The organism is Micromonospora trifolii, assembly GCF_050516465.1.
GTDB classification, from domain to species: Bacteria; Actinomycetota; Actinomycetes; order Mycobacteriales; family Micromonosporaceae; genus Micromonospora; species Micromonospora trifolii.
In genome coordinates this window covers 3,705,656-3,730,990 of record NZ_CP191526.1, presented here as the reverse complement: position 1 = coordinate 3,730,990, position 25,335 = coordinate 3,705,656, and the positions used below count along the sequence as shown (strand labels likewise).

Annotated in this window: 25 protein-coding genes and 4 pseudogenes; 14 read left to right on the top strand and 15 right to left on the bottom strand. The window is 68.7% G+C overall.

The window, feature by feature from the left end; translation table 11 throughout:
• Positions 1-88: 88 nt before the first annotated feature.
• From ACQRWP_RS17295 to ACQRWP_RS17285, 3 genes are read right to left on the bottom strand one after another with little or no spacing between them, the layout of a single operon-like run.
• Positions 89-1,276, bottom strand: a complete 1,188-nt coding sequence (locus ACQRWP_RS17295) for an alpha/beta hydrolase family protein (RefSeq protein ID WP_430496080.1) — start codon at positions 1,274-1,276, stop codon at positions 89-91.
• On the bottom strand, positions 1,273-1,638 hold the full coding sequence (locus tag ACQRWP_RS17290; protein WP_430496078.1) for a transcriptional regulator: 366 nt from the start codon (positions 1,636-1,638) through the stop codon (positions 1,273-1,275). Before ACQRWP_RS17290 ends, ACQRWP_RS17295 begins: the two co-directional genes overlap by 4 nt.
• Complete coding sequence (locus ACQRWP_RS17285; protein WP_430496076.1) at positions 1,635-2,339, bottom strand: hypothetical protein; 705 nt, start codon at positions 2,337-2,339, stop codon at positions 1,635-1,637. Before ACQRWP_RS17285 ends, ACQRWP_RS17290 begins: the two co-directional genes overlap by 4 nt.
• A gap of 857 nt (positions 2,340-3,196) precedes the next feature.
• Between ACQRWP_RS17285 and ACQRWP_RS17280 the strand changes: the two genes are divergently transcribed.
• Positions 3,197-4,234, top strand: coding sequence for a DUF808 domain-containing protein (locus tag ACQRWP_RS17280; protein WP_430496074.1), 1,038 nt, complete (start codon positions 3,197-3,199; stop codon positions 4,232-4,234).
• Between the two features lie 614 nt (positions 4,235-4,848).
• Here ACQRWP_RS17280 and ACQRWP_RS17275 read toward each other — a convergent pair.
• Positions 4,849-5,835: a serine hydrolase domain-containing protein gene (locus tag ACQRWP_RS17275; protein ID WP_430496073.1), complete on the bottom strand. Its 987-nt coding sequence runs from the start codon at positions 5,833-5,835 to the stop codon at positions 4,849-4,851.
• 141 nt (positions 5,836-5,976) lie between these two features.
• Between ACQRWP_RS17275 and ACQRWP_RS17270 the strand changes: the two genes are divergently transcribed.
• A complete protein-coding gene (locus tag ACQRWP_RS17270) occupies positions 5,977-6,180 on the top strand; it encodes a hypothetical protein (RefSeq protein WP_430496071.1) in 204 nt (67 codons plus the stop codon).
• Positions 6,181-6,236: 56 nt separating this feature from the next.
• Here ACQRWP_RS17270 and ACQRWP_RS17265 read toward each other — a convergent pair whose 3' ends face one another.
• The 5 genes from ACQRWP_RS17265 to ACQRWP_RS17245 form a co-directional block, all read right to left on the bottom strand.
• Positions 6,237-6,488, bottom strand: coding sequence for a hypothetical protein (locus tag ACQRWP_RS17265; RefSeq protein ID WP_430496069.1), 252 nt, complete (start codon positions 6,486-6,488; stop codon positions 6,237-6,239).
• A 427-nt stretch (positions 6,489-6,915) separates the two neighbouring features.
• Positions 6,916-7,140: a hypothetical protein gene (locus ACQRWP_RS17260; RefSeq protein WP_430496068.1), complete on the bottom strand. Its 225-nt coding sequence runs from the start codon at positions 7,138-7,140 to the stop codon at positions 6,916-6,918.
• Complete coding sequence (locus ACQRWP_RS17255; protein WP_430496066.1) at positions 7,097-8,434, bottom strand: MFS transporter; 1,338 nt, start codon at positions 8,432-8,434, stop codon at positions 7,097-7,099. Before ACQRWP_RS17255 ends, ACQRWP_RS17260 begins: the two co-directional genes overlap by 44 nt.
• Positions 8,431-9,018: an ArsR/SmtB family transcription factor gene (locus ACQRWP_RS17250; RefSeq protein WP_430496064.1), complete on the bottom strand. Its 588-nt coding sequence runs from the start codon at positions 9,016-9,018 to the stop codon at positions 8,431-8,433. The genes ACQRWP_RS17255 and ACQRWP_RS17250 overlap by 4 nt, the downstream gene beginning before the upstream one ends.
• The gene (locus tag ACQRWP_RS17245) at positions 8,919-9,515 is read right to left on the bottom strand and encodes a transposase domain-containing protein (RefSeq protein ID WP_430496062.1); all 597 of its coding nucleotides are present in this window, start codon (positions 9,513-9,515) and stop codon (positions 8,919-8,921) included. The genes ACQRWP_RS17250 and ACQRWP_RS17245 overlap by 100 nt, the downstream gene beginning before the upstream one ends.
• A gap of 258 nt (positions 9,516-9,773) precedes the next feature.
• Here ACQRWP_RS17245 and ACQRWP_RS17240 point away from each other — a divergent pair, with 258 nt between their 5' ends.
• Positions 9,774-9,914 (top strand): hypothetical protein, encoded by a 141-nt coding sequence (locus ACQRWP_RS17240; RefSeq protein WP_430496060.1) that lies wholly within the window; start codon positions 9,774-9,776, stop codon positions 9,912-9,914.
• A gap of 88 nt (positions 9,915-10,002) precedes the next feature.
• The gene (locus ACQRWP_RS17235) at positions 10,003-10,533 is read left to right on the top strand and encodes a zf-HC2 domain-containing protein (RefSeq protein WP_430496058.1); all 531 of its coding nucleotides are present in this window, start codon (positions 10,003-10,005) and stop codon (positions 10,531-10,533) included.
• Position 10,534: 1 nt separating this feature from the next.
• Here the strand turns inward: ACQRWP_RS17235 and ACQRWP_RS17230 are convergent, their stop codons facing one another.
• Positions 10,535-11,323 (bottom strand): GDSL-type esterase/lipase family protein, encoded by a 789-nt coding sequence (locus tag ACQRWP_RS17230; RefSeq protein ID WP_430496056.1) that lies wholly within the window; start codon positions 11,321-11,323, stop codon positions 10,535-10,537.
• A gap of 53 nt (positions 11,324-11,376) precedes the next feature.
• Here ACQRWP_RS17230 and ACQRWP_RS17225 point away from each other — a divergent pair, with 53 nt between their 5' ends.
• The 3 genes and pseudogenes from ACQRWP_RS17225 to ACQRWP_RS17215 all read left to right on the top strand — a co-directional run.
• The gene (locus ACQRWP_RS17225) at positions 11,377-12,018 is read left to right on the top strand and encodes a TetR/AcrR family transcriptional regulator (protein ID WP_430496054.1); all 642 of its coding nucleotides are present in this window, start codon (positions 11,377-11,379) and stop codon (positions 12,016-12,018) included.
• 3 nt (positions 12,019-12,021) lie between these two features.
• A pseudogene (locus tag ACQRWP_RS17220) lies at positions 12,022-12,216 on the top strand (DNA polymerase beta superfamily protein); the annotation flags it as partial.
• 33 nt (positions 12,217-12,249) lie between these two features.
• Positions 12,250-12,707, top strand: a pseudogene (locus tag ACQRWP_RS17215) (nucleotidyltransferase domain-containing protein); the annotation flags it as partial.
• A 517-nt stretch (positions 12,708-13,224) separates the two neighbouring features.
• Here the strand turns inward: ACQRWP_RS17215 and ACQRWP_RS17210 are convergent.
• Entirely contained in the window at positions 13,225-14,025 is an 801-nt protein-coding gene (locus ACQRWP_RS17210; protein ID WP_430496052.1) for a helix-turn-helix transcriptional regulator, read from the bottom strand.
• On the opposite strand from ACQRWP_RS17210, the gene ACQRWP_RS17205 reads away from it, so the two are divergent.
• Complete coding sequence (locus ACQRWP_RS17205) at positions 14,024-14,587, top strand: VOC family protein (protein WP_430496051.1); 564 nt, start codon at positions 14,024-14,026, stop codon at positions 14,585-14,587. The genes ACQRWP_RS17210 and ACQRWP_RS17205 overlap by 2 nt on opposite strands.
• A 152-nt stretch (positions 14,588-14,739) precedes the next feature.
• Entirely contained in the window at positions 14,740-17,436 is a 2,697-nt protein-coding gene (locus ACQRWP_RS17200) for an AAA family ATPase (protein WP_430496050.1), read from the top strand.
• Positions 17,437-17,503: 67 nt separating this feature from the next.
• On the opposite strand, the gene ACQRWP_RS17195 is transcribed toward ACQRWP_RS17200, so the two are convergent.
• A complete protein-coding gene (locus ACQRWP_RS17195; RefSeq protein WP_430496049.1) occupies positions 17,504-18,139 on the bottom strand; it encodes an SRPBCC family protein in 636 nt (211 codons plus the stop codon).
• On the bottom strand, positions 18,136-18,621 hold the full coding sequence (locus ACQRWP_RS17190; RefSeq protein ID WP_430496047.1) for an SRPBCC family protein: 486 nt from the start codon (positions 18,619-18,621) through the stop codon (positions 18,136-18,138). Before ACQRWP_RS17190 ends, ACQRWP_RS17195 begins: the two co-directional genes overlap by 4 nt.
• A 703-nt stretch (positions 18,622-19,324) precedes the next feature.
• On the opposite strand from ACQRWP_RS17190, the gene ACQRWP_RS17185 reads away from it, so the two are divergent.
• From ACQRWP_RS17185 to ACQRWP_RS17175, 3 genes are all read left to right on the top strand, one after another.
• Positions 19,325-19,513: a hypothetical protein gene (locus ACQRWP_RS17185; protein ID WP_430496045.1), complete on the top strand. Its 189-nt coding sequence runs from the start codon at positions 19,325-19,327 to the stop codon at positions 19,511-19,513.
• Positions 19,514-20,340: 827 nt separating this feature from the next.
• Complete coding sequence (locus ACQRWP_RS17180) at positions 20,341-20,586, top strand: MMPL family transporter (protein ID WP_430496043.1); 246 nt, start codon at positions 20,341-20,343, stop codon at positions 20,584-20,586.
• Positions 20,587-20,906: 320 nt separating this feature from the next.
• Positions 20,907-22,154 carry a hypothetical protein gene (locus ACQRWP_RS17175; RefSeq protein ID WP_430496041.1) on the top strand — a complete coding sequence of 416 codons (1,248 nt, stop codon included), beginning with the start codon at positions 20,907-20,909 and terminating at the stop codon, positions 22,152-22,154.
• A 134-nt stretch (positions 22,155-22,288) separates the two neighbouring features.
• On the opposite strand, the pseudogene ACQRWP_RS17170 reads toward ACQRWP_RS17175, so the two are convergent.
• Both ACQRWP_RS17170 and ACQRWP_RS17165 read right to left on the bottom strand, forming a co-directional pair.
• Positions 22,289-22,441: pseudogene (locus ACQRWP_RS17170) on the bottom strand (transposase); the annotation flags it as partial.
• 56 nt (positions 22,442-22,497) lie between these two features.
• Positions 22,498-22,638: pseudogene (locus ACQRWP_RS17165) on the bottom strand (TetR family transcriptional regulator); the annotation flags it as partial.
• 421 nt (positions 22,639-23,059) lie between these two features.
• On the opposite strand from ACQRWP_RS17165, the gene ACQRWP_RS17160 reads away from it, so the two are divergent.
• Both ACQRWP_RS17160 and ACQRWP_RS17155 read left to right on the top strand, forming a co-directional pair.
• Positions 23,060-24,049, top strand: coding sequence for a hypothetical protein (locus tag ACQRWP_RS17160; RefSeq protein WP_430496039.1), 990 nt, complete (start codon positions 23,060-23,062; stop codon positions 24,047-24,049).
• A 411-nt stretch (positions 24,050-24,460) separates the two neighbouring features.
• A complete protein-coding gene (locus ACQRWP_RS17155) occupies positions 24,461-25,168 on the top strand; it encodes an SDR family oxidoreductase (protein WP_430496037.1) in 708 nt (235 codons plus the stop codon).
• Positions 25,169-25,335: the final 167 nt, after the last annotated feature.

The window sequence follows — 25,335 nt, the reverse complement described above, 5'->3', positions numbered from 1 at the left end:
CGCCGGAATAGCGTTGCCCGCCGTCAACGCCGGTTCACCGTCACTCCCCAAGCGCCCGCTCTCCACCCGGGTACCAGATTGGCGTGGGTCAGGCGATAAACCGCACCTCCGGGAAGGCAGGGTTCGGGCCGCTGAGCAGGCGCTGCGGCTGGTGGCGTAGGTGCAGGTCGAAGAACGCGAGTGGGTACGCCTGCTGGATCCGCACCGCCCGGGTCGGGTCGAGGGTGCCGATCCAGCCGGCGAGGGCCTCGTCGGGCATTCCGGTGATCGTCGCCAGTTGCGGGATCAGCCACTGGAGGTCGCAGTAGGACCCGTGGGCCGCGCCCTCGGCGTGCACATTGAGCCGCCATCCGCGCAGGTGTGACCAGAACTCGGCGACACTCGACTCGGGGGCCCGGGTGTACTCCGCGGTCATCAGCATGAACGGTCGGTCCAGGTCGGTGGCCGGTGGGGCCGATTCCATCGGGCCGTCGAAACTCAGCCCGGCCCGCACGCGCCGATCGGTGGTCATGACGAGCGCGGTCGCGGTGGCGCCTTTCGACCAGCCGAACATGCCGATGCGACGCAGGTCGAGTGCCGCGCCCAGGCCGGCCGGCAGCGCACGGCAGTCGGCGTCTGGGTTGCGGCCGGCGGCGAGGTCCTCGACGCGGTCGAGGACGAACCGGACGTCGTGGGCGGAGTCCCATGGTGCGAACGGCATATCGGCGGGGACGGTGAGCCGGCCGTCGGGAAACTCGCCGTACGCGTCGTACGTGTGATCCACCGTTACCACGGCGTAGCCGTGGCTGGCGAGTTCCTGGACCACGATGGTGGTCTCGGATCGGTGACCGTTGTTGCCGTGGGAGAACACGATCACGGGCAGCTGGCCAGGTGTCCGCAATGCCGGAGCTCCCTCGTGGCCGGCCGTGAGGGGCGCCGCCGCGATGTCGGCGTCGAAGTCGCTGGCCGCGAGCAGCGCGCGCGTCGGCGCGGCGGGCATCCACGGCGTCCGCGGATGGTGCCGAGCGTCCCGCGTGGCGGGGTACCAGACGCTGGCCATCAGTTCGCGGTAGCGCCCCGGGCCGGCGACGGGATCCGGGCGTGATCTGTCCACAAGGTGCAGCGCCACGGTGCCCACGGGGTGCGGCCCGGTGGGCGGGGGCAGTGTGAGCCGGGGCGGGCCGGACGCGGCCTTCACCGGGGCAGCCCACCCGCGGCCGGCGCCACCGAGCGGCACGGCGACCCCGGTGACGAGCGCGGCTGCGAGCAGGTGTCGGCGGTTCAGTGCGGTGGTCATCGATCCTCCGGGATGTCGGTGTTCTCGACTCGTGCGATGAGCACCTTCAGACGCGTGACCTCCGCGGCGAGCGCGGCGCTGCCGGCGGGGGTCAGCGTGATCCAGGTGCGGCCGCGCCGACCCTCGTAGCCCTTCTCGACCCCGATCAGGCCGGCCGTCTCCAGCACGCTCAGGTGCTTGGAGAGGTTGCCGGCGGTCAGTTCGAGCTGGGTGCGCAGGAAGCCGAACTCGACCCGGTGGGCCTCGTGCGCGATGGTGAGGATGCCGAGCCGGACCCGCTGGTGCACCACGTCGTCAAGGTCTGTGACCGGATGCGCGGGTGCGGTCTCGTCCGGCGCGGGGCTGTCGTCGGGGTCGGTCATCGGGCTCGCCGCAGCCGCTGGGCGAGCGCGAAGCCGGCGCTGCCCAGCAACAGCAGGCCGCCGGTGATGACCAGCATGGGCGCGAACTGCCAACGGCCGCCCCAGTGGACTGCCCAGCCGAAGGTGATCGGCACGAGCACCACCGTCAGGTACCCGAGGGTGAAAAGCAGCAGCGCGGGGTGCCGTTCCAGCCAGGCCAGCACCAGCAGGGCGAGCCCGATCCCGCCGGTCGGAGTGAGCAGCCGGAACAGGACCTGGACGGAGGTGGACGGGTCGAGGAGCTGCGGGTCGGGGACGATCCACGCCCCGGTGCCGGCTGCAAGGGCGGCGAACAGCACGACCGTGAGCGCGACACCGGTGAGCACGTACGGTCGCACCCGGGCGTCCACTCCGCGGGCCCGGGCGACGCGCAGGTACCCGCGGGCGATCACCACGTACGCCAGGAGCAGCGCCGCCAGCCAGTAGAGCTGCGGGGCTGGTTCCCAGACTTTGCACACCTGACCTCCGTCCACCGCACGGCAGTCGCTGGTGAACGTGGGGCCCCAGCCGGAAACGGGAATCGCGCCGAAGGTCACGACGGCCAGCACCAGCAGCGGCAGCCACGTCACGCGCTGGGTCAGACGTACTCGGCGCGCTAGGCCGCGCGCCTCAGCCAGGAGCCGGCGGGGATCGCCGTCGGCAGGAACCGCGTTGGAAGTCATGCCAACAGGTTTCCACAACAAACCTATTGGCGCTAGTATCGACCGCGTGCGGATATTCCGTCCCGCACAGCGTGGTGACCAGCTCGTCGACCCCGCCGCTGGACCAGGCCAGCCGGGCCCTCCGGCACCGTCCACGGTTCCATGCGGTTCTGCGATGTAGTCGACAACGCTCTATGTCGCCTGGCAGGGGAGTGTGCGCAGGTCAAGGCGGTAAGGAGCCATTGGTTGGCCTGGCTTGCAACTGGGAGCAGATTGGGTGCAGGTTGGCGAAGAGGTCCCCGCGCCCGAAGTGCTCACCGATGCCGGACAGAGACGATGGGCTTTGACCTGCGGTGATGGAAATCGAGCGGTGCGGCGTGACCTCCCAGTGGACACCGAAGTGGTCAGGGCTCGCTGCTCCCGGCATTGCTCGTGCTCCCCGGTCACGGGTCACTGATCGTCATGGTGACTGGTCTGCTGTACATCGATGTCCGGTCGCGCACTTCGGCCGTGCCGGACCAGTAGCTGGTCCCGATGGCCGAGACGCCGGTCCCACTCGCGGTGCCGTGACCAGCGCATCCTCTGTGGGACCTCTTCGGCGGCACCGAAGAGGTCCCACGTCCGTTCAGCAGAGTTACGAAGGTCTAGCTTCCATCTACGCCGACCCTGGCTAACGGTGACTGCGGCGGACGGGTTCGGCCTGAGCTGGCGCCAGGTGATGACCCGGCCGCGGTGGTGGCGGGTCATCGGCCGAGCGCGATAGTCGCTCACCTCGAGCTCTCGCCCGATATGCGACCCGGGCGGTGGCGTGCCGCGCGCAGAGACCTGAGCGAGAATGGGCCAGTTCGAATTCTGCGCAACCCTGGAAGGACCCTCCCTTGGCCGGTGGACTCGTAGCCCTGCTGGATGACGTGGCGGTGCTGGCCCGGGCCGCTGCAGCGTCGATCGATGACATCGGGGCGGCCGCCGCGAAGGCCGGCGCCAAGGCTGCGGGCGTCGTCGTCGACGATGCTGCCGTCACGCCGCAGTACGTGCGGAGCCTGGCGGCCGAGCGCGAGTTGCCGATTATCAAGCGCATTGCCGTGGGGTCGCTGCGCAACAAGTTCTTCATCATCCTGCCGGCGGTGCTGCTGCTCAGTCAGTTCGTGCCCTGGCTGCTCACTCCGATCCTCATGCTCGGCGGCGCCTACCTCTGTTATGAAGGCGCGGAGAAGGTGTGGGCCAAGATCGCCCATCACGATGCCCACGGCGCGAGCGAGCAAAAGGTGCAGGACGAGACGACACTGGTGTCCGGGGCGGTACGAACCGACCTGATCCTCTCGGCGGAGATCATGGTCATCACCCTTAACGAGGTGATCGATGAGGCGTTCTGGTCTCGCCTGGCGATCCTGGCTGTCGTCGCCGTCGTCATAACCGTCCTGGTGTACGGCGTGGTGGCCCTGATCGTAAAGATGGACGACGCCGGGCTGCGCCTGTCGCAACGTTCCGGCGCCGTCGCCACGTTCGGCCGCGGTCTGGTGAGGGCGATGCCGGTGGTCCTCACCGTGCTGACGGTAGTCGGCACCGCGGCGATGCTGTGGGTGGGCGGGCACATCCTGCTGCTAGGCACGAACGAGCTGAACCTGCACTTCCTGTACGAGGCCGTGCACCACGTGGAGGTCGCCGCCCACGACGCCACGGGTGTTCTCGGCGGGCTCGTCGGCTGGCTCGTCAACACGGTGGCCAGCGCGATCCTCGGGCTGATCGTCGGAGCGCTGGTCGTGCTGGTCATGACTCTCACGCTCCACCGCCGCAAATCCAAGGCTGCGGCTGCGACTGCGGCGGCCACGACTCGTGCTGACGGCACCATCCCCGCGCCGCCGAGCCGTGCAGCTCGGCGTCGCGACGCTCCTGCGGACCGAGCGCCGCGCGGTTGACCGCAATATCATCGCAACTCGACCACGCGGTCAGGCGTCCTGGTGCCGAGCCGCGCTCAACCCGGCTGAGCTGCGCGGGTCGTCCCGGGCCGACCTGCGGCCCTTCGTGCTCTTCCTGGCCGCGGCGTGCTCACCGATGCCGGAGAGACGAGGGGCCTTGACCTGCGGTGATGGAGGTCGAGCGGTGCGGCGTGACCTCCCAGTAGAGGTCGAAGTGGTCAGGCGTTGCTGCGCCCAGGATGGCTGGCGCCGGCCGACGTCCCGGTTCGCCTAAGGCCACGTCTACAGGCATGCGTCAGATCGATGTGGAGCGTTGCGGGTGAGCTTGCTGGAGTCCGTTGCAGTTCCGTCATTCGAGACTCCGATCCCACGGGCAACGCCCTGACCAGGCGCTTCGGGGTGAAGACCTCTTCGGCGGACCCGAAGAGGTCGGCCCGTTTGCTCCCGGTCGTCAGTTGAGCGGCGTCCGCTCATGCCGATGACCGGATGTCGATCGGGTGCCGTGACGCGGGTGCCTTTCCGGCAAACGCAGAAGCTGTCCCAACCGCACGCGTGAGCTGACGTCCGGCCCAGATGTGCGCCCTGCCGATGGGCTGACCGGCGGGCGCGGTGCCTCAAGCCATCGCGGGAAGGATGACCCGTTCCAGCACCGTGAGCGGGGTCCGCCACTGGTCGGGGTCGTCGTAGTTGCCGGCGGTGACCGCCACGGTGAGGTCCAGGTCGGGCAGGACGAACAGGCGCTGGCCGCCGTTGCCCATGCCGGCCAGCAGCCGATGGCCCTCGATGGATTCGATGTACCACTGGTAGCCGTACTGCGCGCCCCAGCTGGTCTGCAGGCGTGGCTGGAGCATCGTGCGGATCCAGTCGGCGGGGACGATCCGCTGACCGTCCCAGGCGCCCTCGGCCAGCACCAGCTCACCGATCCTGGCCAGGTCGCGGGGCGCGATTCGCAGCCCGGACGCGGCGGAGGCCACTCCGTCCGCGCCGGTCATCCACTCGAAGCTGTCGATGCCCAGCGGTGCGAACAGGACGGCCTTCCCGTACTGCGGCAGCGACTGCCCGGTGCCCTCGGCGATCAGTCGGCCGAGCAGAGCCGTGGCACCGCCGCAGTAGGTCCATCGGGCGCCGGGCGGCTCGAGGATCGGCCGCTCCAGGATGTACCGGTATCGATCCGGCGCCAGCTCCATCGCGATCTCGGCGTTGGCCGGGCTGTTGTACGGGAGATCTTCACGCCATTCCACCCCCAACGACATCGTCAGGGCGTGCTCGACGGTGAGCCGGGCACGGTGCGGGTCGGCCGCCAGGTCGGGGTACTGCGGGAACCGCTGCAGGAGCGGCTCAGCTGGCGGCGGGACCAGCCCTGCGCCGAGCGCGATGCCGTACAACAGGACGGTCACGCTCTTGGTGACGGACCGGATGTCGTGCAGGACCCCGGGCCCGAACTCGACGACGCCCAGCGAGTCGCCCCAGGCGAAATCTTCGCCGGCCCTGTAGTACTCCAGCACGGTTTGACCACCGCGAACCGCCGCGACGGCGTGCAGACCGCCGACCTGGCCAGCTTGGAGTATTTGGTCGAGACGGTCACGCAACTGCGTCGTCATGGGCACTCCGAGGGGGCGATGTCGGCCAGCGGAACAGCATGCTCGTTATAGCGGAATTTTCGCTTCTGGAGCGACCCGGTTGGGAGGAGGCCCAGCCCAGCCCGGCCCGCCGCAGCTGCCCGCTGCAGCCATGATTCAGTCGTGAGAGACGGCCACACGCTGGCGCAGAGCCTCGACGTCGACGTCCAGGACGTGCTGGCCCATTTGATGAGATCGCTGTCGACGGTGCGCGGGGTCGTGCCGAGCACGAGCAGCGCAACGCGCCACACCCAGCGGGAGCTGTGGCCGCGCATCCGCGTCTGCCGCGAGGCGCGCGCTACGCAGTGTCCCGCCGAGCTGGCCTGAGTGCCGTCCGGACGTGCCGAAGAGCGGATGCGGAGGTCGGGTCTGGACGGGGTCAGTCACAGCAGGCCGCGCTCGCCTAGCCGGGCGAGCCGGTCCGGCGGCAGGCAGTCGGCCAGGTTCCGCTCCAGGTCGACCAGCTCAAGGTCGACCGGGTACACCATGAAGTCGTCGGCGACTGGCAGCGTGTCCGACCAGTCGAGGATGTTGAGCCGAGCCGCCACCGGGCACAACAGCCGCCGGCAGGTTGGGAGCAGCGGGGTGCCCTGAACGGCCTTGAACCACGTCCAACAGCATCGAACGGCGCTCAACTGCACCCACCCCTACCTGCGGCTCCACGTCTCCGCAGGTCAGAGTCGGTGCGGCGTCCTGTTGAAGGGCGAAGTGGTCAGGTGGCGCTGTTCGTAGGGTGGCTGGCGCCGGCCGATGTCTCGGATTGCCTAACGCCGCACCTGCAGGTGCTCTGAGGCACCGATCTCACGGGCAACGTCGTGAGCAGGCCCTTCAGGCTGGAGACCTCTGCGGCGAATGGCTTCAGCGTTGGCCGTCGCCTGTCGAGGCGGTAAGGCCGCGTCCGCCCATGCCGTTGAGCGGTCATTGCTTGGTCAGCCGTGCACCATGCTCCGGCGCGAGCGTATGAAACGATCTTCTTGTGATCCAAGACCGAAAGGCTCCGGTAGTCGCTGCGCTGATCAAGCTTGCCGCCAGCGACCGCGGGGTGGCAGTTTGACGGCCCGGTCAACCGTCGGTGCCGCAGTCGGTGACGGGCTTCATGGACTGGGTGGTGGCGACAATCGTCAGATCCTTCTCTGCAAGCGTCGCAGACAGTTGTCGTAGGTCAGAACGTTGTCTTTCCCACAGCGCATTGCCGTCGTTGGCGGCGACCGCCGACCACGCTACGTCGATGAGCGCGACGGCCTCAGCGAAGAACCGACTGGCCAGATTGTCGGTCCGGTCCTTCACCAGTCGGCGCCCCGCCATGTTTCTCCGGGTCGAGTTGGCCCTTGAGGTGTCGTTGACCGGCTCGATCAACTGGCGGTGGTCCTTGACTCTGGGAGATCCACTGTGGAAGGCCGGGACCTGTACCACGGCTACGGAACAGTAGTGCCGCGAGCGCGGGAAGGGTGGCGGCGACGGCGATCGTCGCCCACGGCCCAGCGCCGGTGACCAGCACTCCGCCCGCGGCGTAGGCCAAGGATCCGGCCAGCCCGTTCGCGGACGCCAGCCAAGCGAACGCGGTCAGCCGATGCCCGCCCGTCAGGTTCTCGCTCAGATCGGTCAGCAGGGCCGCTGCCGCCGGGGTGATGAACACGCCGGCGAGGAACGCCAGCGGGTACAGGGCCGGAGCGGACCGGGCGGCGAGCAGCAGGGCGAACCCGACAGCGCTGCCGAGCAGCAGCAGCCGTACCTGCCGGCGCACCGGCACGCGCCACGACCGCGACCCGTACCACAATCCACCCACGACACTACCCGCCGCCCACGTCGCGAGCACTGCCCCGCTGGCGGCCGAGGAGCTGAACGTGACCGCGACCGCGATCAGCGCGACCTCCACAAGACCGATCGCGGCCATCTGGACCGCCGCCACGCCCAGCCACGGGGCAAGCCGGATCAGCATCCGGCGGTCCGTAGCCTGCTCCGGCGCGTCCGGCGACGACTCCGGCGACGGGACGCGACGCTGCTGGATCAGCAGGGTGGTGGCACCGGCAACCGGGAGCAGCGCGGTTCCGGCCAGGGCAGCCGTCGGGCTGCTCAAGGCCACGACCAGCCCGACGAGGGCAGGCCCCAGTACGAACAGCACTTCAGTGCCCACGGTGTCCAGGCCGTACGCGGCGATGCGTTCCTGCGGGTCCTCGATGGTAGTCGCGATCGTGGCTCGCAGCGTTGCGCTCAGCGGCGGGATCGCCGCACCGGCCAGCACGACACCGGCCCAGAAGTTCCACGACTGCCACGGCAGGACGATGACTAACAGGCCGGTGCTGCTCAGGATCCCGGCGATCAGTAGGACGAGGTTGCCGTAGCGCTCGGCCAGCCGGGCGATCAGCGGTCCGCTCAGGCTCGCGCAGAGTCCGTAGGTGGCGGCGGCCGCGCCCGCAATGGCGAACCCGCCGTACCGCTGGTTGGCCAGCAGCAGGATGAGCAGCGGTGACATCGTCTGGGCTAGCCGCGCGACGAGTGCGCCGATCAGGGCCGCCAGAATCTGCCGGTTCGCGACCACTCCGGCGTAGCGGCGCAGGCCCGTCGTCTCGTTACCGGTCATTCGGCAGTCTCCGTCCCTGGTGCGGTCTGAGCGAAGCCGCGCACGGCCAGCCGGACCGGGCCGCGTCCGTCGCGGCGGGTCCGGCCCGCCTTCTCCACGTGGCCGCGGGTGATTTCCTCGACCGCCTCGCCCCAGGCTTTGAGTTCGGCGGGTGTCATGAGGACGGTCCGGGTGTGCACGGTGGTACTCGATGCCCAGTCGTCGCTGCCTGCCTGCGGTGACGCCAGGAAGCTTAGGAAGAGCCTGAGGTCGTGCCGGGCCGCGGCGCCGATCGCGTCCGTGCGGGCGCTGTCGGAGTCCGCGCCACCGGTCTTTCCTGGCAGGGGCATCCGTACCTCGTCGAAGCGGCGTTGCCAGGGTCGCTGCCGGGTGTCTTCGGCAAGTGGGGAGCCCTGCTCCACTAGGCCCTGTTTGGCGAGCACGTGCAAGTGGTACGAGCAGGACTTGGGAGAGAGTTTGAGCTGCGCCGCGCATTCCGAGGCGGTCAGCCGGTCGTGGACGCGGAGCAGATCCAGGATCCGGAGCCGCGCGGGATGAGCCAGCGCGCGCAGCCCTTCGACATCTGTGACAGATGTGGAAGACATGTTCCGAATCTACCCGCAGCGCCGGATCCCCGCCACCGTTCGGTTGCGGCGGCAGGGCCAGCGATCAGGGTGAACAGGGCAGCCAACGGCTTGACGCCGATCCGGCGGCGGGCCTGGGCCAGAGCCGATGACGTCCGAGCGGCCACGGCGGGACCGCCGAGGCCGGAGACGAGTCTGGCCCAGACCTGGCGGTAGCCGGACTCGGCGAACAGGCCGGCGGCCAGCAGCAGGTAGACCACGACTCGTGACGGCAGGTCCCGGATCCGGGTCTGTGTCGTGCCGGTCGTGGCGAGGACGTCATCGAAGAGGTTAACCTTCGCTGCTCCCCGCCTGGCGGGTGCGGCTCTCGTTCTCGAAGCCCGCAGGCACCTTCGATGAGGGTCTGCCGCATCGACGCACCCCGCTGGGTCGTTCGCGCTGCTGTCGGGATAGTTCCCGGGAGCTGAGACTCGAATCCACCAGCAACCTTCTGGCCAGGGCTTCTTGCTGGGTGACATCTTCGGCGGAGCCGAAGATGTCACCACCACAGCTAGATTTGCGTGAGCTTCAGAGTTGCGCTGAGCGTCATCGGCGGTGGGGCAATGGATCGTGTCCCCCTCGGACACGAACCATAGCCCCACGGTGCACGCTGAGATCCACTGCAGCGCGCACCGTTTGCGTTTCGGTCTGGTAGCTGAGTCGGAGTCCGAGTTGCCGGTAGACCTCGGCTTTGTCGTCTGGGTCGGCGTCGCGCAGCACGGCGACGATGTCGCCGAGTGCTGTTGACGCCGAGCGTCGAGGTCGCCGATCAGGACGAGGACGACCCGGACGCCGCCGCGTACATGCACAGACTGAGGTGGCTCAACGCCGACCCGCGCCGGCGCCTGTCGAACTATCCCGGCTTCCACGGCCACTGACCCCGACTCCGGCCGGCGGCCGGCCGGCCTTGGCGGGCAGCTCGTCGACGCGACGGCGGCGACGCTGCCGGGCACGGCGTCGTCGCCGATGCGCGCCGGCACCGGGACGCCATCGGTGTGCCCGACGCGACCCGGGGTGTCATTCGGCCCACCGGCAGTGTCCATTAGAACGTGCAGGAATCGCGGAACCGGCTGGGGGCCGGGAGGCGACCACCCCATCATGGGGTGTGAGCGGTGGCGCGAGATCCTGTCGGCGCAGCTGGACGGCGAGGAGACCCGCGAGCAGGGGGCCGCTGTTCGCCAGCACCTCGTCGCGTGCCCGAACTGCCGGCACTGGCACGACCGCGCGGCCGAGATCACCCGACGGGCCCGAACCCGACTGGGCGCGTCCCCTTTCGAGCTGACCGAGGTGGTCCTGGGGTCTGCGCCGGGGCGCCGGCCACCGGATCCGCATACGCCGCAGGCGACCGGGCGTCCGGGTTGGGGGAGCAGGTTGGGAGCAACGGGGTGCCTGAACGGCCTTGAACCGCGTCCAACGGCATCGAACGGCGCTCAACTGCACCCACCCCATCCTGCGGCTCCACGTTGCCGCAGGTCAGAGTCGGCGCGGTGTCCTTGAACTACACCCAACGGCTGGCTTTCTCCGCGGTCGCGTCGTGCGTGTGGCCGTCCTGCTGGTGGGCAACATCCGATGCCGCGGCCATCGGCAGGACCGCCTCGAGGATCGTGGCAGTCTGTGCAGCCAGCGTTCGGCCCCACACGCGGTATCCAGCTGGACCGGGATGGAAGCGATCCGAGGCGTAGAAGTCGTCTCGTTCGACGGGCAGGTGCCCGACCGGCAAGTGGAACACGCTCTTGTCCCGTCGAGCCACGCCGGTGAGTTGCCGGTCCAGCCGGCGCGCGTGCATCCCAAGCAGCAGCCGCACTGGCGCGGGCAGGGCGGGAAAGCGGTGCACGGGGGGCAGCCCCGCCAACAGCACAGGGATCGGGGCACCGACCCGACGCCTAATCACCGCCACCAGAAGCTCGACATCGCTCCGAAACCGGCGGGGCCGCCGCAGCCGGACCACATCGTTGACCCCCACCACCACAAGGACCATCTGCGGGCTCCATCGCGTGTGTGGATCTGTAATGCCGTCCATCAGGTCTGTTCGGATCGTTCTGGCCGTCGCTCCCGATCGTGCCACGACCCGCCAGGACAGGTGCCGCCCAGTCAATGCGGCGAGCGCAGCCGCAGTCTGACCGGCCAAGGCCGTCTGGTGGTCGGCAGCACCGACCCCGGCCGCCGCGGAGTCGCCGAGCACAGCCAGCCGAAGGGGCTCTCCGCCGCCGGCCACCGTTCCCCAGTCGTCTCCCTGCGCTTCGGCAAGTCGCGGGATCCGTGCCCGGATCCGAGCCGCACCCAACATGCCACCATCCCCTCATAACGCTGTTATGCCAATAACACCGTTATGATGAACTCGTGTCAAGAGCGAGTACTGATCAGCGGCAGGAACTCGTCGAAGTCGCTGCTCGGCTGCTGACCGAGCAGGGACCCCGGTCGCTGTCCGCGCGAGCACTGGCACGCGAGACAGGCACGTCCACGATGGCCATCTACACGTACTTTGGCGGCATGCCCGGCCTGGTGAGGGCCGTCATCCGGGAAGGCTTTTCCCGGCTGGCCGACCGGTTGGCGACGGTGAAAGCCAGCGACGATCCCGTCGCTGACAGCTTCCAGTTGGCAATCGCGTACCGGCGATCCGCGCACTTGGCGCCTCACCTGTACGCCGTGATGTTCGGCGGTTCAAGCATCGCAGGGTTCCAGTTGTCAGAAGAAGACCGACACCTCGGTCTCTACACGCTGCGCGTAGCCCGGGATGCCATCACCCGATGCATCCAGACGGGCCGGTTCCGTCCCGCCGACCCCTGGTCCATCACCCAACACACGTGGTGTCAGCTCCACGGGCTAGTCAGCCTCGAACTTGCCGGCTTCCTCACGTCAGCCCGCCCATTTAACGACGAGTTCTGCGGGTACCTACGGGACCTTGCGGTTGGTGCCGGCGACACACTCGAGCAAGCCCAGGCATCGATGGCGCTAGCCCTAGACAAGGTGAACAACACCTGACGGCAGCTTGTCGAGCGGCATACGGTTCTCGCCGTTGTGGTCGGGTCGCGGGCGTACGGGCTCCATGACCTGGCCTCCGACTACGACCGGCGTGGTGTGTATGTGGCGCCCACGCGGGCGTTCTCTCATCTCGACAAGCCGCCCACTCACCTCGACGGCCCAGCGGTGGAGCAGTTCTCCTGGGGGTTCGAGCGCTTCTGGCCGCCGTGGGCCGCCGAGGTAGTCTGCGCCCTGCCCGTCCGCTGCTGTTCGCCGCCGTCAGCGGTGCGCATCTGTACGGATTCGCCTCCATCGACTCCGACCTGGATCTGCGGGCCGTGCACCTGGTCCCGGCTGAGGAGGTTGTCGGGTTGCGCACCGGTCCGCAGACGTTGCAGCACATGGGCGTGCGCGACGGTGTCGAGTTGGACGTGGTCAGCCACGATCTGCTGAAGTTCGTCAAGCTGCTGAACGGCCGCAACGGGTACGTTCTGGAGCAGGCGCTGTCACCGCTGGTGGTTGTGACCACTGAGGTGCACGCCGAACTTATTTCCGTGGCCCCGCGGCTGGTCACCCGTCACCATGCGCACCACTACCTCGGATTTGGGCAGCTCAAGCCTGCGCTGTACACGCTGCGGGTCCTGCTCACCGGGATCCACCTGATGCGGACCGGCCGCGTAGGGACGAGCCTTGGCGCAGGCCCTTCAGGCTGCCGTGAGAGTACGAGCCGAGCGCCGAGACGCCGCGCCCGAAGTGCTCACCGACGCAGGACTGAGACGAGGGATCTGACCTGCGGTGATGCGGCTGAGCGGTGCGGCGTGACCACTCAGTGCTTTCTGTAGTAGCCGATGACAGCGCGTACGTGGCGGATGGGGTGCCGATAGTGTCTTCGGCGTGGACGCGAACGAGATCGCGCCGCATCTGTTTCCCAATCGCTTTGCGGATGCGGTGGGACCCAATGCAGGTGATCCGGCGCCCGCGATCACTGCCGCTGCGTCGGCCACTCGGTCGCGACCCGGCCGAACAACATCGTCTTCCACGCGGACCGTCAGGACACCGAGGCGGCGGGTTGGCGGCACCGGCTGGCGCTGATCGGCGAGCCGCAGCGGATGGGCGGACGGTGTTCAAGTCGTTCGTGGAGCTGACTGCGCCTGAACGGCGGCAGATCGTCATGCTACCGGCGACGATCGCGAAGCTGAGCGGCCTCGAGGTCCGGATCCGGTCCCGTCAACCCAGTCGATCCAGCTTCTCGCGAGCGGTGGTGTCGGGCCGAGGCGTGAGGACCACGAGGCGCAGGTCGGTGTTTTGGGTGGTCAGGACGTTGGCGTCCAGCGGGATGGCGCCCACGTCCGGGTGTACGGCGGTCTTGTGCGCGCTCTCGTGATGGGCCACCGCGCGGAGGGCCCAGAGGTGGCAGAACCTGTCGTTCCCGGCCATGCGCGAGATCAGTGCCGCCACGTCGGGGTCGTTTGGATAGCGGGCGCTGGTCGCGCGCAGGTCGGCCACCAACGACTGCTCGAAGTAGACGCGCTCGGTGTCGGTCTGGCGGACTCGGGGGTTTCGGGATTCGAACTGGACGATCAAGGCGTTGCGCTCATCGGCGGTGGCGCCGGCGGGGTCGCCGAAGACGGCTGCGAACAGCCGGTTCCAGTGCAGCAGCCGCCACACGGCGTCATAGACGGCTACCGGGGTGTCGTCGAGGTGGTCAATGACGCGGTGCAGGCCGGTGGGGATCAGGTGGGGTATCCGGTCCGGGGCCGCGGCGAAGCCGGCAAGGCGCATCAGGTGCGCCTCCTCGTCGTCGGAGAGTCGTAGCGCGCGGGCCAGGGAGGTGCACACCTGCGCCGATGGTGTGGCGGCCCGGCCCTGCTCGAGGCGTGCCACGTATTCGGGGGAGATGCCGGCCAGTGCTGCCAGCTCACCGCGCCGTAGCCCGGCGACGCGGCGAGGTGATGCGTTCGTGAGACCGACCGCGGCCGGATCCATGCGATCCCGCCAGGCCCGCAGCGCGGCTCCGAGGTCATTCATGAACCCCATGATCCGCCATCGCTGGGTGGTACCACTGGTACGCGGAAGATCTGTGTCTTCCACAGTGGTGGCTCGGACCGTCAGGATGGGGATCATGAGCAGAGTGACCAGGATGAATCACATCGGAGTGCCGGTCAGCGATTTGGCGCGGTCGGTGAGGTGGTACGAGGACGTCCTCGGCATCGCGCCGAACGGCGTGACGATCGCGGCGACGAACCCGGCGATCGGTGCGGTCGTCGAGGTCGAGAAAGCGTCGATGCGGGCATCGTTCGCGCTGGCCGGTGACAACGTCCTTTTGGAACTCATCCAGTACGACAGCCCGCAGCCGAGGCCCTTCACCGGGCGCAACTGTGACGTTGGGGTGATGCACCTGTGTTTTGAGGTCGACGACCTCGACGCGGCGCACCGCGACCTGGTGGAGCGGGGCGTGCACGTCAACGCCGATCCGGTCGTGCTCCAGGACGGCGATGGCGTCGAAGCGGGGGCGCTGGCCGGGACGAAGATCCTCTACCTACGTGACCCCGACGGCATCCAGCTGGAACTGTTCGAGTTGCCCTCGTAGGAGAGCCGACTCCGAACCCGGCGGCCGCACCCGGTGGGCTGTCGACCCGATCGGTGCACTGCTGTGGATACCATCGTTCGGGCCGCTACCGACACCGCCGTGGGCACCGCACCGACCCCCACCACCATTCGTCCGGTGACATGCAGAAGTTGATGACAGACAACACTTCCGGATCTTTCGTCGCTCGAGAGGCGGAGCTGGGCGAGATTGCCTCGGTGACGGCAGCCGCGGCGCGGGGCCGTGGCGGGGCGATGGTCGTTCTCGGTGACGCGGGGATCGGCAAGTCGACGCTCATCGGTGAGACCGCTTCGCGGCTCGACGGATGGCAGGTGCTGCGGGCCGGTGGTGTCGAGTTCGAGAGCGAACTGCCCTACTCGGCCCTGCACCAGTTGTGCGCGCCCGTGCTCGACCACCGCGCTGGGCTCCCCGTACCGCAGCGGAGCGCGCTCGACGCGGTGTTCGGGCTGCACGCCGGGGTCAGGCCGACCCCGATGCTTGTCGGGCTGGCCGTCCTGGGCCTGCTGAGTGCCGTAGGCCGGCGCAGGCCGGTGTTCTGCGCGGTCGACGACGTGCAGTGGATCGACGCCGGCTCGCGGCTGGTACTGGCCTTCGTCGCGGCACGCGTGGCGGTGGAGCGGGTCGCCATGGTGTTCGCTGCCCGCGACGCCGACTCGGTGTCGGAGCTCGGTCGCCTACCCGCCCTCACTCTCACCGGGCTCTCCGATTCGGAAGCCCTCACCCTGCTGCGGTATCGGGCACCCTTCGGCCACGAGGCAGCGATCGTGCAACGGATCCTCGCCGAAGCAGCCGGCAACCCTCTTGCCCTGGTGGAGTTCGCCCGCGACGCCGGACCGTTCGGGCTACCCGGGGACGCCGGGCACCGCGCCGTGGAGCACCGGTTCGTGAGTCGGTTCCTGCGGCTGCCGGCACTCACGCGCTCGGTTCTGGCGCTGGCCGCGGCGGAGCCGACGGGTGACCTCGTTCTGCTGCGGCGTGCGATGGCGATCCAGGGGTTGGACGCCGTGGACCTGACCGCGGCCGAGGACAGCGGCCTGTTGGTGACCGGGCCCCGGGTGCACTTCCGGCATCCGTTGGCGCGTGCCGCGGTGTACCGGTCGACTGGCGCCGGGGTGCGACGGCAGGCACACGCGGCGCTCGCCGCCGGTACCGACGTCGACGTCGATCCCGACCGTCGCGCCTGGCACCAGGCGAACGCGATCACCGGCCCGGATGAGGAGACCGCGGCCGAGCTGGAGCGTTCGGCCGGGCGGGCACAGCGCCGCGGTGGATTCGCGGCCGTGGCCGCGTTCCTCGAGCGCGCGGCTCGACTGACACCCGGCCGGTCGCGGCAGGCCCGCCGATTGTTGGCCGCGGCCCGGGCGCGGTTGGGTTCGGGGGCGGCTTCTGCCGCCCGGGAGTTGGTGGACGAGGCCGAGCGTCTCCAGCCGGACCTCGTCGACCGCCGCGCCGCGCGACTGCTGCGCGCGACGATCGACTATCACGTGGCGCGCAGTATCCCGGCGACGATCGCGCTCATCGAGGCGGCCGACGGCGTGGGGCCCGACGAGGTCCGCGAGACCTATCTGGAGGCGTTCGCATCGCTCATGTTCAGCGTCGACGAGCCGGGGAGGTTGCGGCGGCTCGCCCTGCACATCCGGGAACGGGTGCCCCAGCGTCAGCCGCCACGCCCGGTCGACCTGCTGCTGCAGGCGTTGGTCGAGCAGAACCTCCGCCCGGTGGACGAGGCGATGCCCCTGATGCGCCGCACGGTCGACGCCTTCCGGGACCACGCCCGCACGTCCGACGCGGATCCGTGGTGGATGGAACGCGCCTGCGTGCTGAGCGTCGACCTCGGTGACAGCGACGCCATGGAGGAGATCGCCGACCGTCAGGTGGATCTCGCCCGGACACAGGGCGCCTACGCGATCCTTCCCCATGCGTTGCGCTTCCAGGCGGCAGCCCGGACGATCGTGGGCCGCTTCGCCGACGCGCATGTCTGCATCATCGAGGCGCGTGCGGTCGACGAGGCCGCCGGGACGTCCAACCTCGTCGGGTCCGACCTGATGCTTGCCGCATGGAGCGGGGACGTCGACCGGTTCCGCGAGATCCGGGAGAAGCTGCGCGGCTGGGTGGGGGTGAATTTCACCGCGCTGCACTACGCGGAGAGCGTGCTGTGCAATGGCAGCGGCGATCATCAGGCCGCGCTCGACGCGTTGCTGCTCGTGCGGGACCAGCACCGGCGCGGCGCGTACGCCGTCACCACCTTCCACAACGAGCTGGTCGAGGCAGCCGCGTACCTCGGACGTCCCGAAGAAGCCAAGGAATCGGCCGACTGGATCGGGGATGTCGCACGGGTCAACCCGAACGCGTGGACGACGGGCGCGCATCTGCTGGCGTGTGCGCTGCTCGACCCGGGGCTCGGCGCGCAGGACCACTACCGTGCCGCGATCAGCCGGTTCGCCGGGAGCAGGATGCGGGTCCACTACGCGCGTGCCCGACTGCTCTACGGACAGTGGCTGCGACGGGTCGGCCGTCGCGCCGAGGCGCGGGTGGAACTGCGCGCCGCGCACGAACTGCTCTCCACCATCGGCGCGCGCGGGTTCGCCGGCCGCGCCGCCCGCGAACTGGAGGCCATCGGCGAGCCGACCCTGGCCGACGACGCCGATCCGCTCGCGGGGCTGACCGCCCGCGAACTACTCGTCGCCCGCAAGGTCGCCTCCGGCGCGGGCACCAAGGAGGTCGCCGCACTGCTGTTCGTCAGCCCGCGAACGATCGACGCCCATCTGCGCAACCTCTACCGCAAACTGGGCATCACCTCACGCCGGCAGCTACGAGAACTACTCCGCTGACGGAGCCGGGCCGACCGAGCGACGAAAGGGCCCGCCGGTACGAGACCGGCGGGGCCCTTGGGTCACGTCAGCGCCGGGCCCGATCACACTCCCGTTCGGCACGCATCTTCAGCTCCGTCAGCCACGTCTCCAGGCCCGCCCTGAGAGCCATGGTGGAGAAACCGACGTCCTGCTCCACCTGGTCACCGCGCCACGTCTCCTCGGTACGCACGAGAACCCGGCCGTCGATCTCGGTGAACGTCCACACGTGCACCCCCTCGTCGATGCGCAGCCCCGCTCCGATCGCCGGGCCGTCCCACCGAAGACACCTCTGGTGTTGAAACTGCCGGACGGTGGACGTGACGACGAGGGTCGTGGCGGGATTCAGCGCGGTCTCGGGGACCGGTGTCGTCCACCGGAACGACGAACCAGGACGCAGTGGGCCACGATCGAGCCGCTTGCTGGATAAAACGGGCTTCTGCCACGACGGCCAGCGTTCCACGTCGGTCTGCAACTTCCAGACGGTCCGTAGCGGAGCGTCGATCGTCGTCTCCGTCCGATAGCGAATCTTCGCCGCGGTGTCGACAGTCCTTCCCGCGCATCGCACCGTCGCGTGGTCGGAGCCGACATCGCGCCTGAACTCGGCCCGAGCCGGCGCACCTGCGGTGCCCACGAGGCCGGCCACGACCACTGCCGTCGCGACGGCAAATACTCGATTCTTCACGAGGCGGTCACCGCCTCGGCGGTGCCCTTGAGTCGTTCCAGCCACATGGCGAGGGTCGTGTCGAGGCCCTCCTGGAACGGCCCAGGGTCGGCATCGACAGGCGGGCCGGCGAAGGACTCCTCGGTCGACACCTCCACACCGTCGCCGGCCGGAGTGAGCGCCCATACATGGATGCCGAGGACGCCGTCCGGTCCGCCACCGTATCCCCGCCACACGAGGCGTTCCCGCGGCCGTATGTGAACGATCGTCGATTCGATCTCCATGCCCGCGGCCGACCAGCGGAACACGGAGCCCGGCGCGAGCGGACCGGGTGTTTCCACGCGTGCGTACGCGATGTCTGGCAGCCAGGTCGTCCATGCGTCGATGTCGGTGAGGATCCGCCACACGGCGTCCGCCGAGGCGGTCACCGTGACGCTGTGGCGGCTGACCACCGGGGCCGACACGTCAATGCCGGCCCCGTCGGTGTCCGTAATGTTCTCCATCGTGAAGCCCTTCTGCGGTCACTGACCATCGGATCGCCGGGCATGAGCGAGCCGCTAGATCCACACCCGGTAGACGCGATCGTGCCAAGACGGCAACCGCTGCACATCGGCAAGAATTACCTAGTTCGCGGTACGTGCGCCGGCCACGGTGAAGATCCTTACCTCCGTGCCTGCTACCGGCCCTAGCCCGACAGGTTCTCGTCGAGTCGCAGCGGTGCTGCTAGGGACCATCTCGGGACTCCTTGCCGGTGCTCGGCTTCGGTACGAATGGCACCTGGGTTGTCTTCGCGGTGCCTCTCGCGCACTCCGCCGTCGCGACGCCGTTCCGTCCACCCTCGTGAGGGGGACGGCAGCATGGCCGAGCAGTGGACGCGCAGGCGCAGGCGGAGGCATATCTGTGATCAGGTGGCTTGTGCAGTGCCTGACGACATCCGCCTCAGGGCCAACGGCCGCCGCACCGGTTGTCGACATCAGAAGGTTTCTGATCTTGTACGCATCCTTCTGCGAGTCCGCCTCGAATCCCTCATGACGGGACTCGACGGCTGCACCACCACGTTCGCATATCTGACCGCTGCGCTGACATCGCCGACACGGAGGTCCACCCGATACCTGCTCCATCGGATCACTCCGCTCGGCCCGTCCTGTCTGGCGACGCGGCGGCGGGCCGCCGACCGCGACCATTCGAGGTTTTTCGTCCCGGGCAATGCCAACGCCCACGGGCATCGAAGCGCTCTTCGTCAACAAGCCCGACCCGGGCAGCGCCGGCCTCGGCGCCAGGGGATTCGGCGAGACACCGATGACCGGCATGGCCGTGGCCATCGGCAACGCTATCTTCGACGCCATCGGGCGGCGCCTGCGCGACCTGGCCTTCGCTCAGGCCAATTTGCTGTGAACGACGGGAATCGAGACGGGCCGGTGCGGGTCACCGGTTGTCGTCCGGTCCCAGCGCGCCTGCCAGCGGGCGAAGGCTGTGGTGGCGCCGCGATTGGTGGTGACGGTAAAGGAACTGTCCTTCGCGGGGTTGGTCGGATAGGCCGTGGGGAGGCATCCCGCGGTGGCGCGCCTCGGCGCATCGGCGAAAATCACCCAGCCCCGACTACAAGCTCTACTACACGAAGTACACCGCTGCCGGCTGGGAGAACTGGGTGAAGGTCGACGCCAACCTCAACAGCGAACCGAGCGTCGCCGCGCACGCCAGCGGGGACCGGATCGACGTGTTCTACCGGGGTGGCGACAATGCGGTATGGCAGGTGTACCACCTCGAGAACGGCGGTTGGCAGCAGCGGGTCTCCTTGGCGGAAACATCGCCTCTCCGCCGACCGCTACCTGGGTGCCGAACGGCAGCCGGCTCGACGTCTTCGCCCGCGGTACCGACGGTTTCCTGTACCAGAAGTTCTGGACGGGGGCGGCGGCTGGAGTGGCTGGTTCAACCTGGCGGTCAAAATGGCGTGGGGTAAGGCGCCCGCCGCGTCCTGGCGCAGGGACGCGAACCGGTTGGACATACTCGTCATCACCCCGGACGACCGGTTGGCCGCGAGTTATTGGACCTGCTGCTGAGTCCGGATCGAGCCGAGGCCAGGTGCGGGCGCTCACAGTCCTGGCCGTCGCCGCACTGCTCGGCCCGTCGGCCACACCGCCGACCTGGACGACCTACGCCGGGAGGCGCGCCGGCTGGTCGAGTCCTCGCCGCTGTGGGATCGCGGCCAGTGGGTGCTGCGGATGGTCGACTCCACCCCGCAGACGGTGGTCATCCAGGTGCAGTTCCTGACCGAGATGGGCTTCGCGGTCTCGGTGGGAATCGTGCTATCCGCGTTCATCATGTCGCTGCTCCTCGACCCCGGCATCACCGCGCTCCTCGGCCACACCGCCTGGTGGCCGGGGCACGGCGACGCCACCCGCTCCGATCCGTCGGCAACGCCGGCCGGGGCCAGCCCTTCGGAATCGGCGATCACGTCAGCGCACTGAACAATCGCGACACGCGGTAGACGGGGCGAAACGTCCCCGTCCACCGCGTTTCCCGACAACGTCGCTCACGCCGTATGCGAGGTCGATGCCTCGGCCGCGTCGGCCACCTTCGGCAGCGCCCCAAGCAACCAGTTCTTTCGACGTCCCTGGGTTGGGAAAGCGGGGGCCAGCTGACGGCGTCCCGGGTGGCATGGGCATCGACTGCGGGGCGATCTGATCTCGGAGGGTGTGTAACTACACACCCATGTGCTTCAATGCCGCTACCGGATAGTTGATCGTGACCTCAACACCTGAGGCTCGCAGGACAACGAGGAGAGTGCATGAGGCGACGGATACCCGCACTGCTGGCGGCAATCGTCCTCGGCCTGGGACTGACCCCGGGGCCCGTCCACGCGGCGCCCCCCGCGAGCGTCAGCGCAGGCGGGGGCATCGTCGCCCCGCCGCGGTTCGACTTCGCGACCGCCCGTGCCGCCGCGGACCCGGAGACCCAGGCACGCATCGCCGCCATCGCCGCGCTGCTACCGGAAAACTGGCAGGCCATGCTTGCCGACAAGCGGGAGCGGATGGGCCTGAAACCGTCCCTCGCGCAACAGTTGGTCGCGGACGCGATCGACCCGTCGCTCTACCAGTGCCAGGACACCCAGTTCACCACGTACACACTGGGCCTGCTCGAAGGCGTCGACCTGGACACCCTGCTGGTCCTGCTCATCTTTGGCGTCCTGGATTACGCGGCCTACGACGCGCTCATCTACGGCCAGCCCAACAACGAGGCGGACTACGGCCTGCCCGCCAGCCACAAGAGCACGTTGAAGCGGACCTTCAAGGACGCACAGCAGTTCTGGGACGTCAACCTGTTCGACGTCAAGCTCATGGCCATGCAGAACGACATGCTGCAGGATCCCACGCGAGTAGCTCGGATGGTCGCCTTCATCTGGGGACTGGACGAGGATCAGGCGGCAGCAGCCGCCGCCGAGATCATGGCCATCATCGGCTCCGTCCCCGCGCTCGACGGAGGACGCAACCCGATCTTCACCCTGAATGCCTTCGCCTTCACCGCCGAGGGTGAGGTCGACCCGTTGCTGCGTGACGTCCCGGACAAGGTCGTCTTCGGCGAGGGCATGCTCACCGCGATCGGCGCACTCGGCCTGGGAACAGCCGGCGCGCGCGCGATCCTCGCCCACGAGATGGCCCACCACGTTCAATTCGAACAGGGCCTGTTCGACAGCCCGCTGACCGGCGCCGAGGCGACCCGCCGCACCGAACTGATGGCCGACGGCTTCGGCACCTACTTCGTCACCCACCCGCGCGGGCTCAACTTCAACGGCGTCCAAATCCACCAGGCGCAACAGACGTTCTACGAGGTCGGCGACTGCTTCTTCGACGACCCCAGCCACCACGGCACCCCGAACCAGCGCCTGCGGGCCTCGGTCTGGGGCGCCCAGATCGCCCAGCAGGCCACGGGCATCCGGCCCATCCTGCCGTCGATGAACCTCTTCAACCGATTCGAGCGCAAGCTCCCGGCGCTGATCAAGCCGGACGCGCACCCGGAACCGGCCGGCCGCCTCTGACCCGTCGTACCCCCGGTGGGCCGTCGGAATCCGGACGGCCCACCGGGGCGCTTACGCAAGGTCATCGCCTCATCGCCAGGCTAAAGCCGGTTGGGAAGAAGGCCACCCCAGACGAGGGCGGCAGGTTGCGGTTCATTGACCCCGACCGCGACGAGCGCATGGACGTTGACCCTCCGCTCGTGCTCGCGGACCTTTATCGTCAACCCGTCCATTCGCACGAACGGGTAGTGGGCGGCATCGAGAGGCCGGTCGCGGAACGCCTCGACCTGGACGTCCAGGTGCGCGGCCCGCGTTCGACCCGGTCGTCTACCAGCCGCGTCCCCAACCTCTCTGGGTTGAACACCTAGCGGACGCGAAGCTCGGCCACGAGAAGGTCGACCAGGCGGCGTGCGTCGTGACAGGGATCGTTGCCCGCGCCGATGCAGAGATTGCCGACGCCGCGCAGTAGCCCGTAGGAGTCCATGTCGGGGCGGATCTCATCGGCGGCCGGCGGCCCACGACGCGGCCTTCCTCACCGGCGGCGTCATGGTCCCAGCGACGATGGTCGGCACGTGAGGTCGATGCCATCGAACATCTGCTCGGGGGTCCGTTGGTCGGGCGTAAAAGGCAGGCCAATGCTGCGGGCATCCTGGGTGGGTGTTCGGTCCCCGCCGGCCACCCGCTGCGACGGTGACCTCTTCGGTGCCGCCGAAGAGGGTCACCAGCCTGAAAGACTCAGGACGCTGCCCGCGGGATCGGCGTCTCAGATGGCGGACCCGCAGCACACTTCCGTCCCCTCACCCCACAACGCTCTACATCGATGTACAGCACTTCTGCAGGCGTGGCGTTAGGCGACCCGAGACGCCGGCCGGCGCCAGCCATCCCGGAACCCAGGACCTGTACGCGGGGCAATAAGATCCACTTCTATGGCCCGCACCACACCTCCACGCCCTCTGGATATCGCCGCACTCTTCCCTGAACTGCGGGAACATTCCCTCACCGCTACCCGCCTGCATCCCCGACCCGGCGCTCCGACCATTATGGGCAGTTCGGTCGGCGGACCGCTGCTATGGCCGGCCGACGAGGTATGGCCGGTCTGCGACGACGCCGGGGCGCACGAGCCATGGAACCTGACGACCCCGGCCGCCCTGCACCGCAGGCGGGAGATCCTCGCGACTGCGGAAGCCCGCAAGCCGCTGCCAGGCGGGGACTTCTTGACTGCGAAGGAGCGGGCCGAGCTCGATGCGTCCGACGCTCTGGACCTGGACGACCTGATCGAGGATCCCATCCCGTTGGTCCCGGTCGCGCAGCTGTACCGACGAGATATCCCGGACTACGCCGGTCCTGACGGCACCGACCTGCTCCAGGTGCTGTGGTGCCCGGTGGACCACTCGGACCGGCACTACAGCCCTCGCGTCTTCCTCTACTGGCGTGACAGTTCCGCCGTCGGCCCGCTACTCGAAGCGCCTCCCGAACCGCCGGTGATCAGCGACACGTACCTGCCCATTCCGTGCGTGGTGCACCCCGAGCAGGTCCGCGAGTACCAATACGCCGACCTGCTCCCCGATGACCTACGCGAACGGCTCGACGAGTGGGATGACGACGAAGACGAGAGCCGTCCCCACTATCAGAGCGACTTGTCGCTCGCGCCGGGATGGAAGGTCGGCGGGTACGCGAACTGGTCACTGACCGATCCGTACGCGATGGACTGTGCTGTCTGCGGCACCACGATGACCTTGATTCTCACGGTCGGCTCAAGCGACTGGAACGGCATGTATTGCAGCTGGCGCCCGTCCGAGGAAGACCCGACCGCGTCCCCAGACACCGTCGGCGTGCAGATCGGGCGCGGCTACTCGCTGTACACCTTCCGGTGCCCCGAATCAATCGGTCATCCCCCGGCCACCGCTATGCAGTGACGCGGCCTCCCTCCATGGCTTGCCGACAAGCTGGCCGCCCGCTACGAAGCCCCATCCAACTCGCCGCCATCGACGAATCGCTGTGACGGACTTCAACACATGCACTAGACCGGGCACCGTTCTAGTGCAGGTCACCGTCGGGCCACCGGTCGAACGGCTCGCTCACCGGCAGCGCGATCCCTTCGTGCCTCGGGAGCTCGGTCGCGCTTCCCCGCTGTACCCGCCGGCCGGTCGAGGATCTTAATCATCAGCTCTTGATCAGTTCGCGCGGTCGGTGACGCCGATCCGCCCGACCGGGCGTTACCGGCCGCACCCGGGTCGCCCTGAGCCGAGCGCCGCCGACACGGGCGAGCGTGATTCACCTCGCACAAGTTTGCCCCTCACATCAACGTGAGGTTCTAGCGTGGCGATATGCAAATCAACGGCTCAACAGCTCTCGTGACCGGAGCTAACCGCGGCCTCGGCAAGGCCTTCGCCGAGGCCCTCCTCGCCCGGGGCGCCACCGTCTATGCGACTGCCCGTCGCCTGGAAAGCATCGACATCCCCGGTGCCATCACGCTCCAGCTGGACATCACGGATCCCGCGTCCATCGAGGCCGCCGCAGGCAAGGTGGGCGACCTCGACATCCTCATCAACAACGCCGGCACGTCCACTGAAGCCCCGCTGCTCGGCCCCTCCACGGAGAACATCCGCCGCGACCTCGACACCAACTTCTGGGGCACTCTCAACGTCACCCGTGCCTTCGCGCCCAGGCTGGCCGGTGGCGCCATCCTCAACGTCATCTCGGCGCTGAGCTGGTACACCTTCAGCCCCGGCAGCAACGGCTACGCCGCCTCCAAGGCCGCGGAGTGGTCCCTGACGAATGGCATCCGACTCGAGTTGGCCGACCAGAAGACTCTGGTCACCGCCCTGGCGCTGGCGATCGCCGACACGGACATGATGGCTGGCGTCGACATCCCCAAGCTCGCGCCCCACGAGGTGGTCGCCCAGGCCCTCGACGGACTGGAAGCAGGCAAGATCGAAGTCATCGCTGACAAGCCCACCGCCAACGTCAAGGCCTCCCTCTCCCGCGATCCCGCCGACTTCTACGCCGACATCACCGGCAACCTCTTCGCCTGACTTCACCGGTAATCCGCCTGCCGGAGTAAGCGGCTCGGTCAACGGACGTACGCCCGGCGGGCGGCCCGGATTCTCATGAAGCCGGGCCTCCGCCTGACCGCCGCAGGGGTGCGGACCGCGAGCGAAGCCCTGAAGACCGTGATCGACTTCGTGGTCTTGAAGCTGGC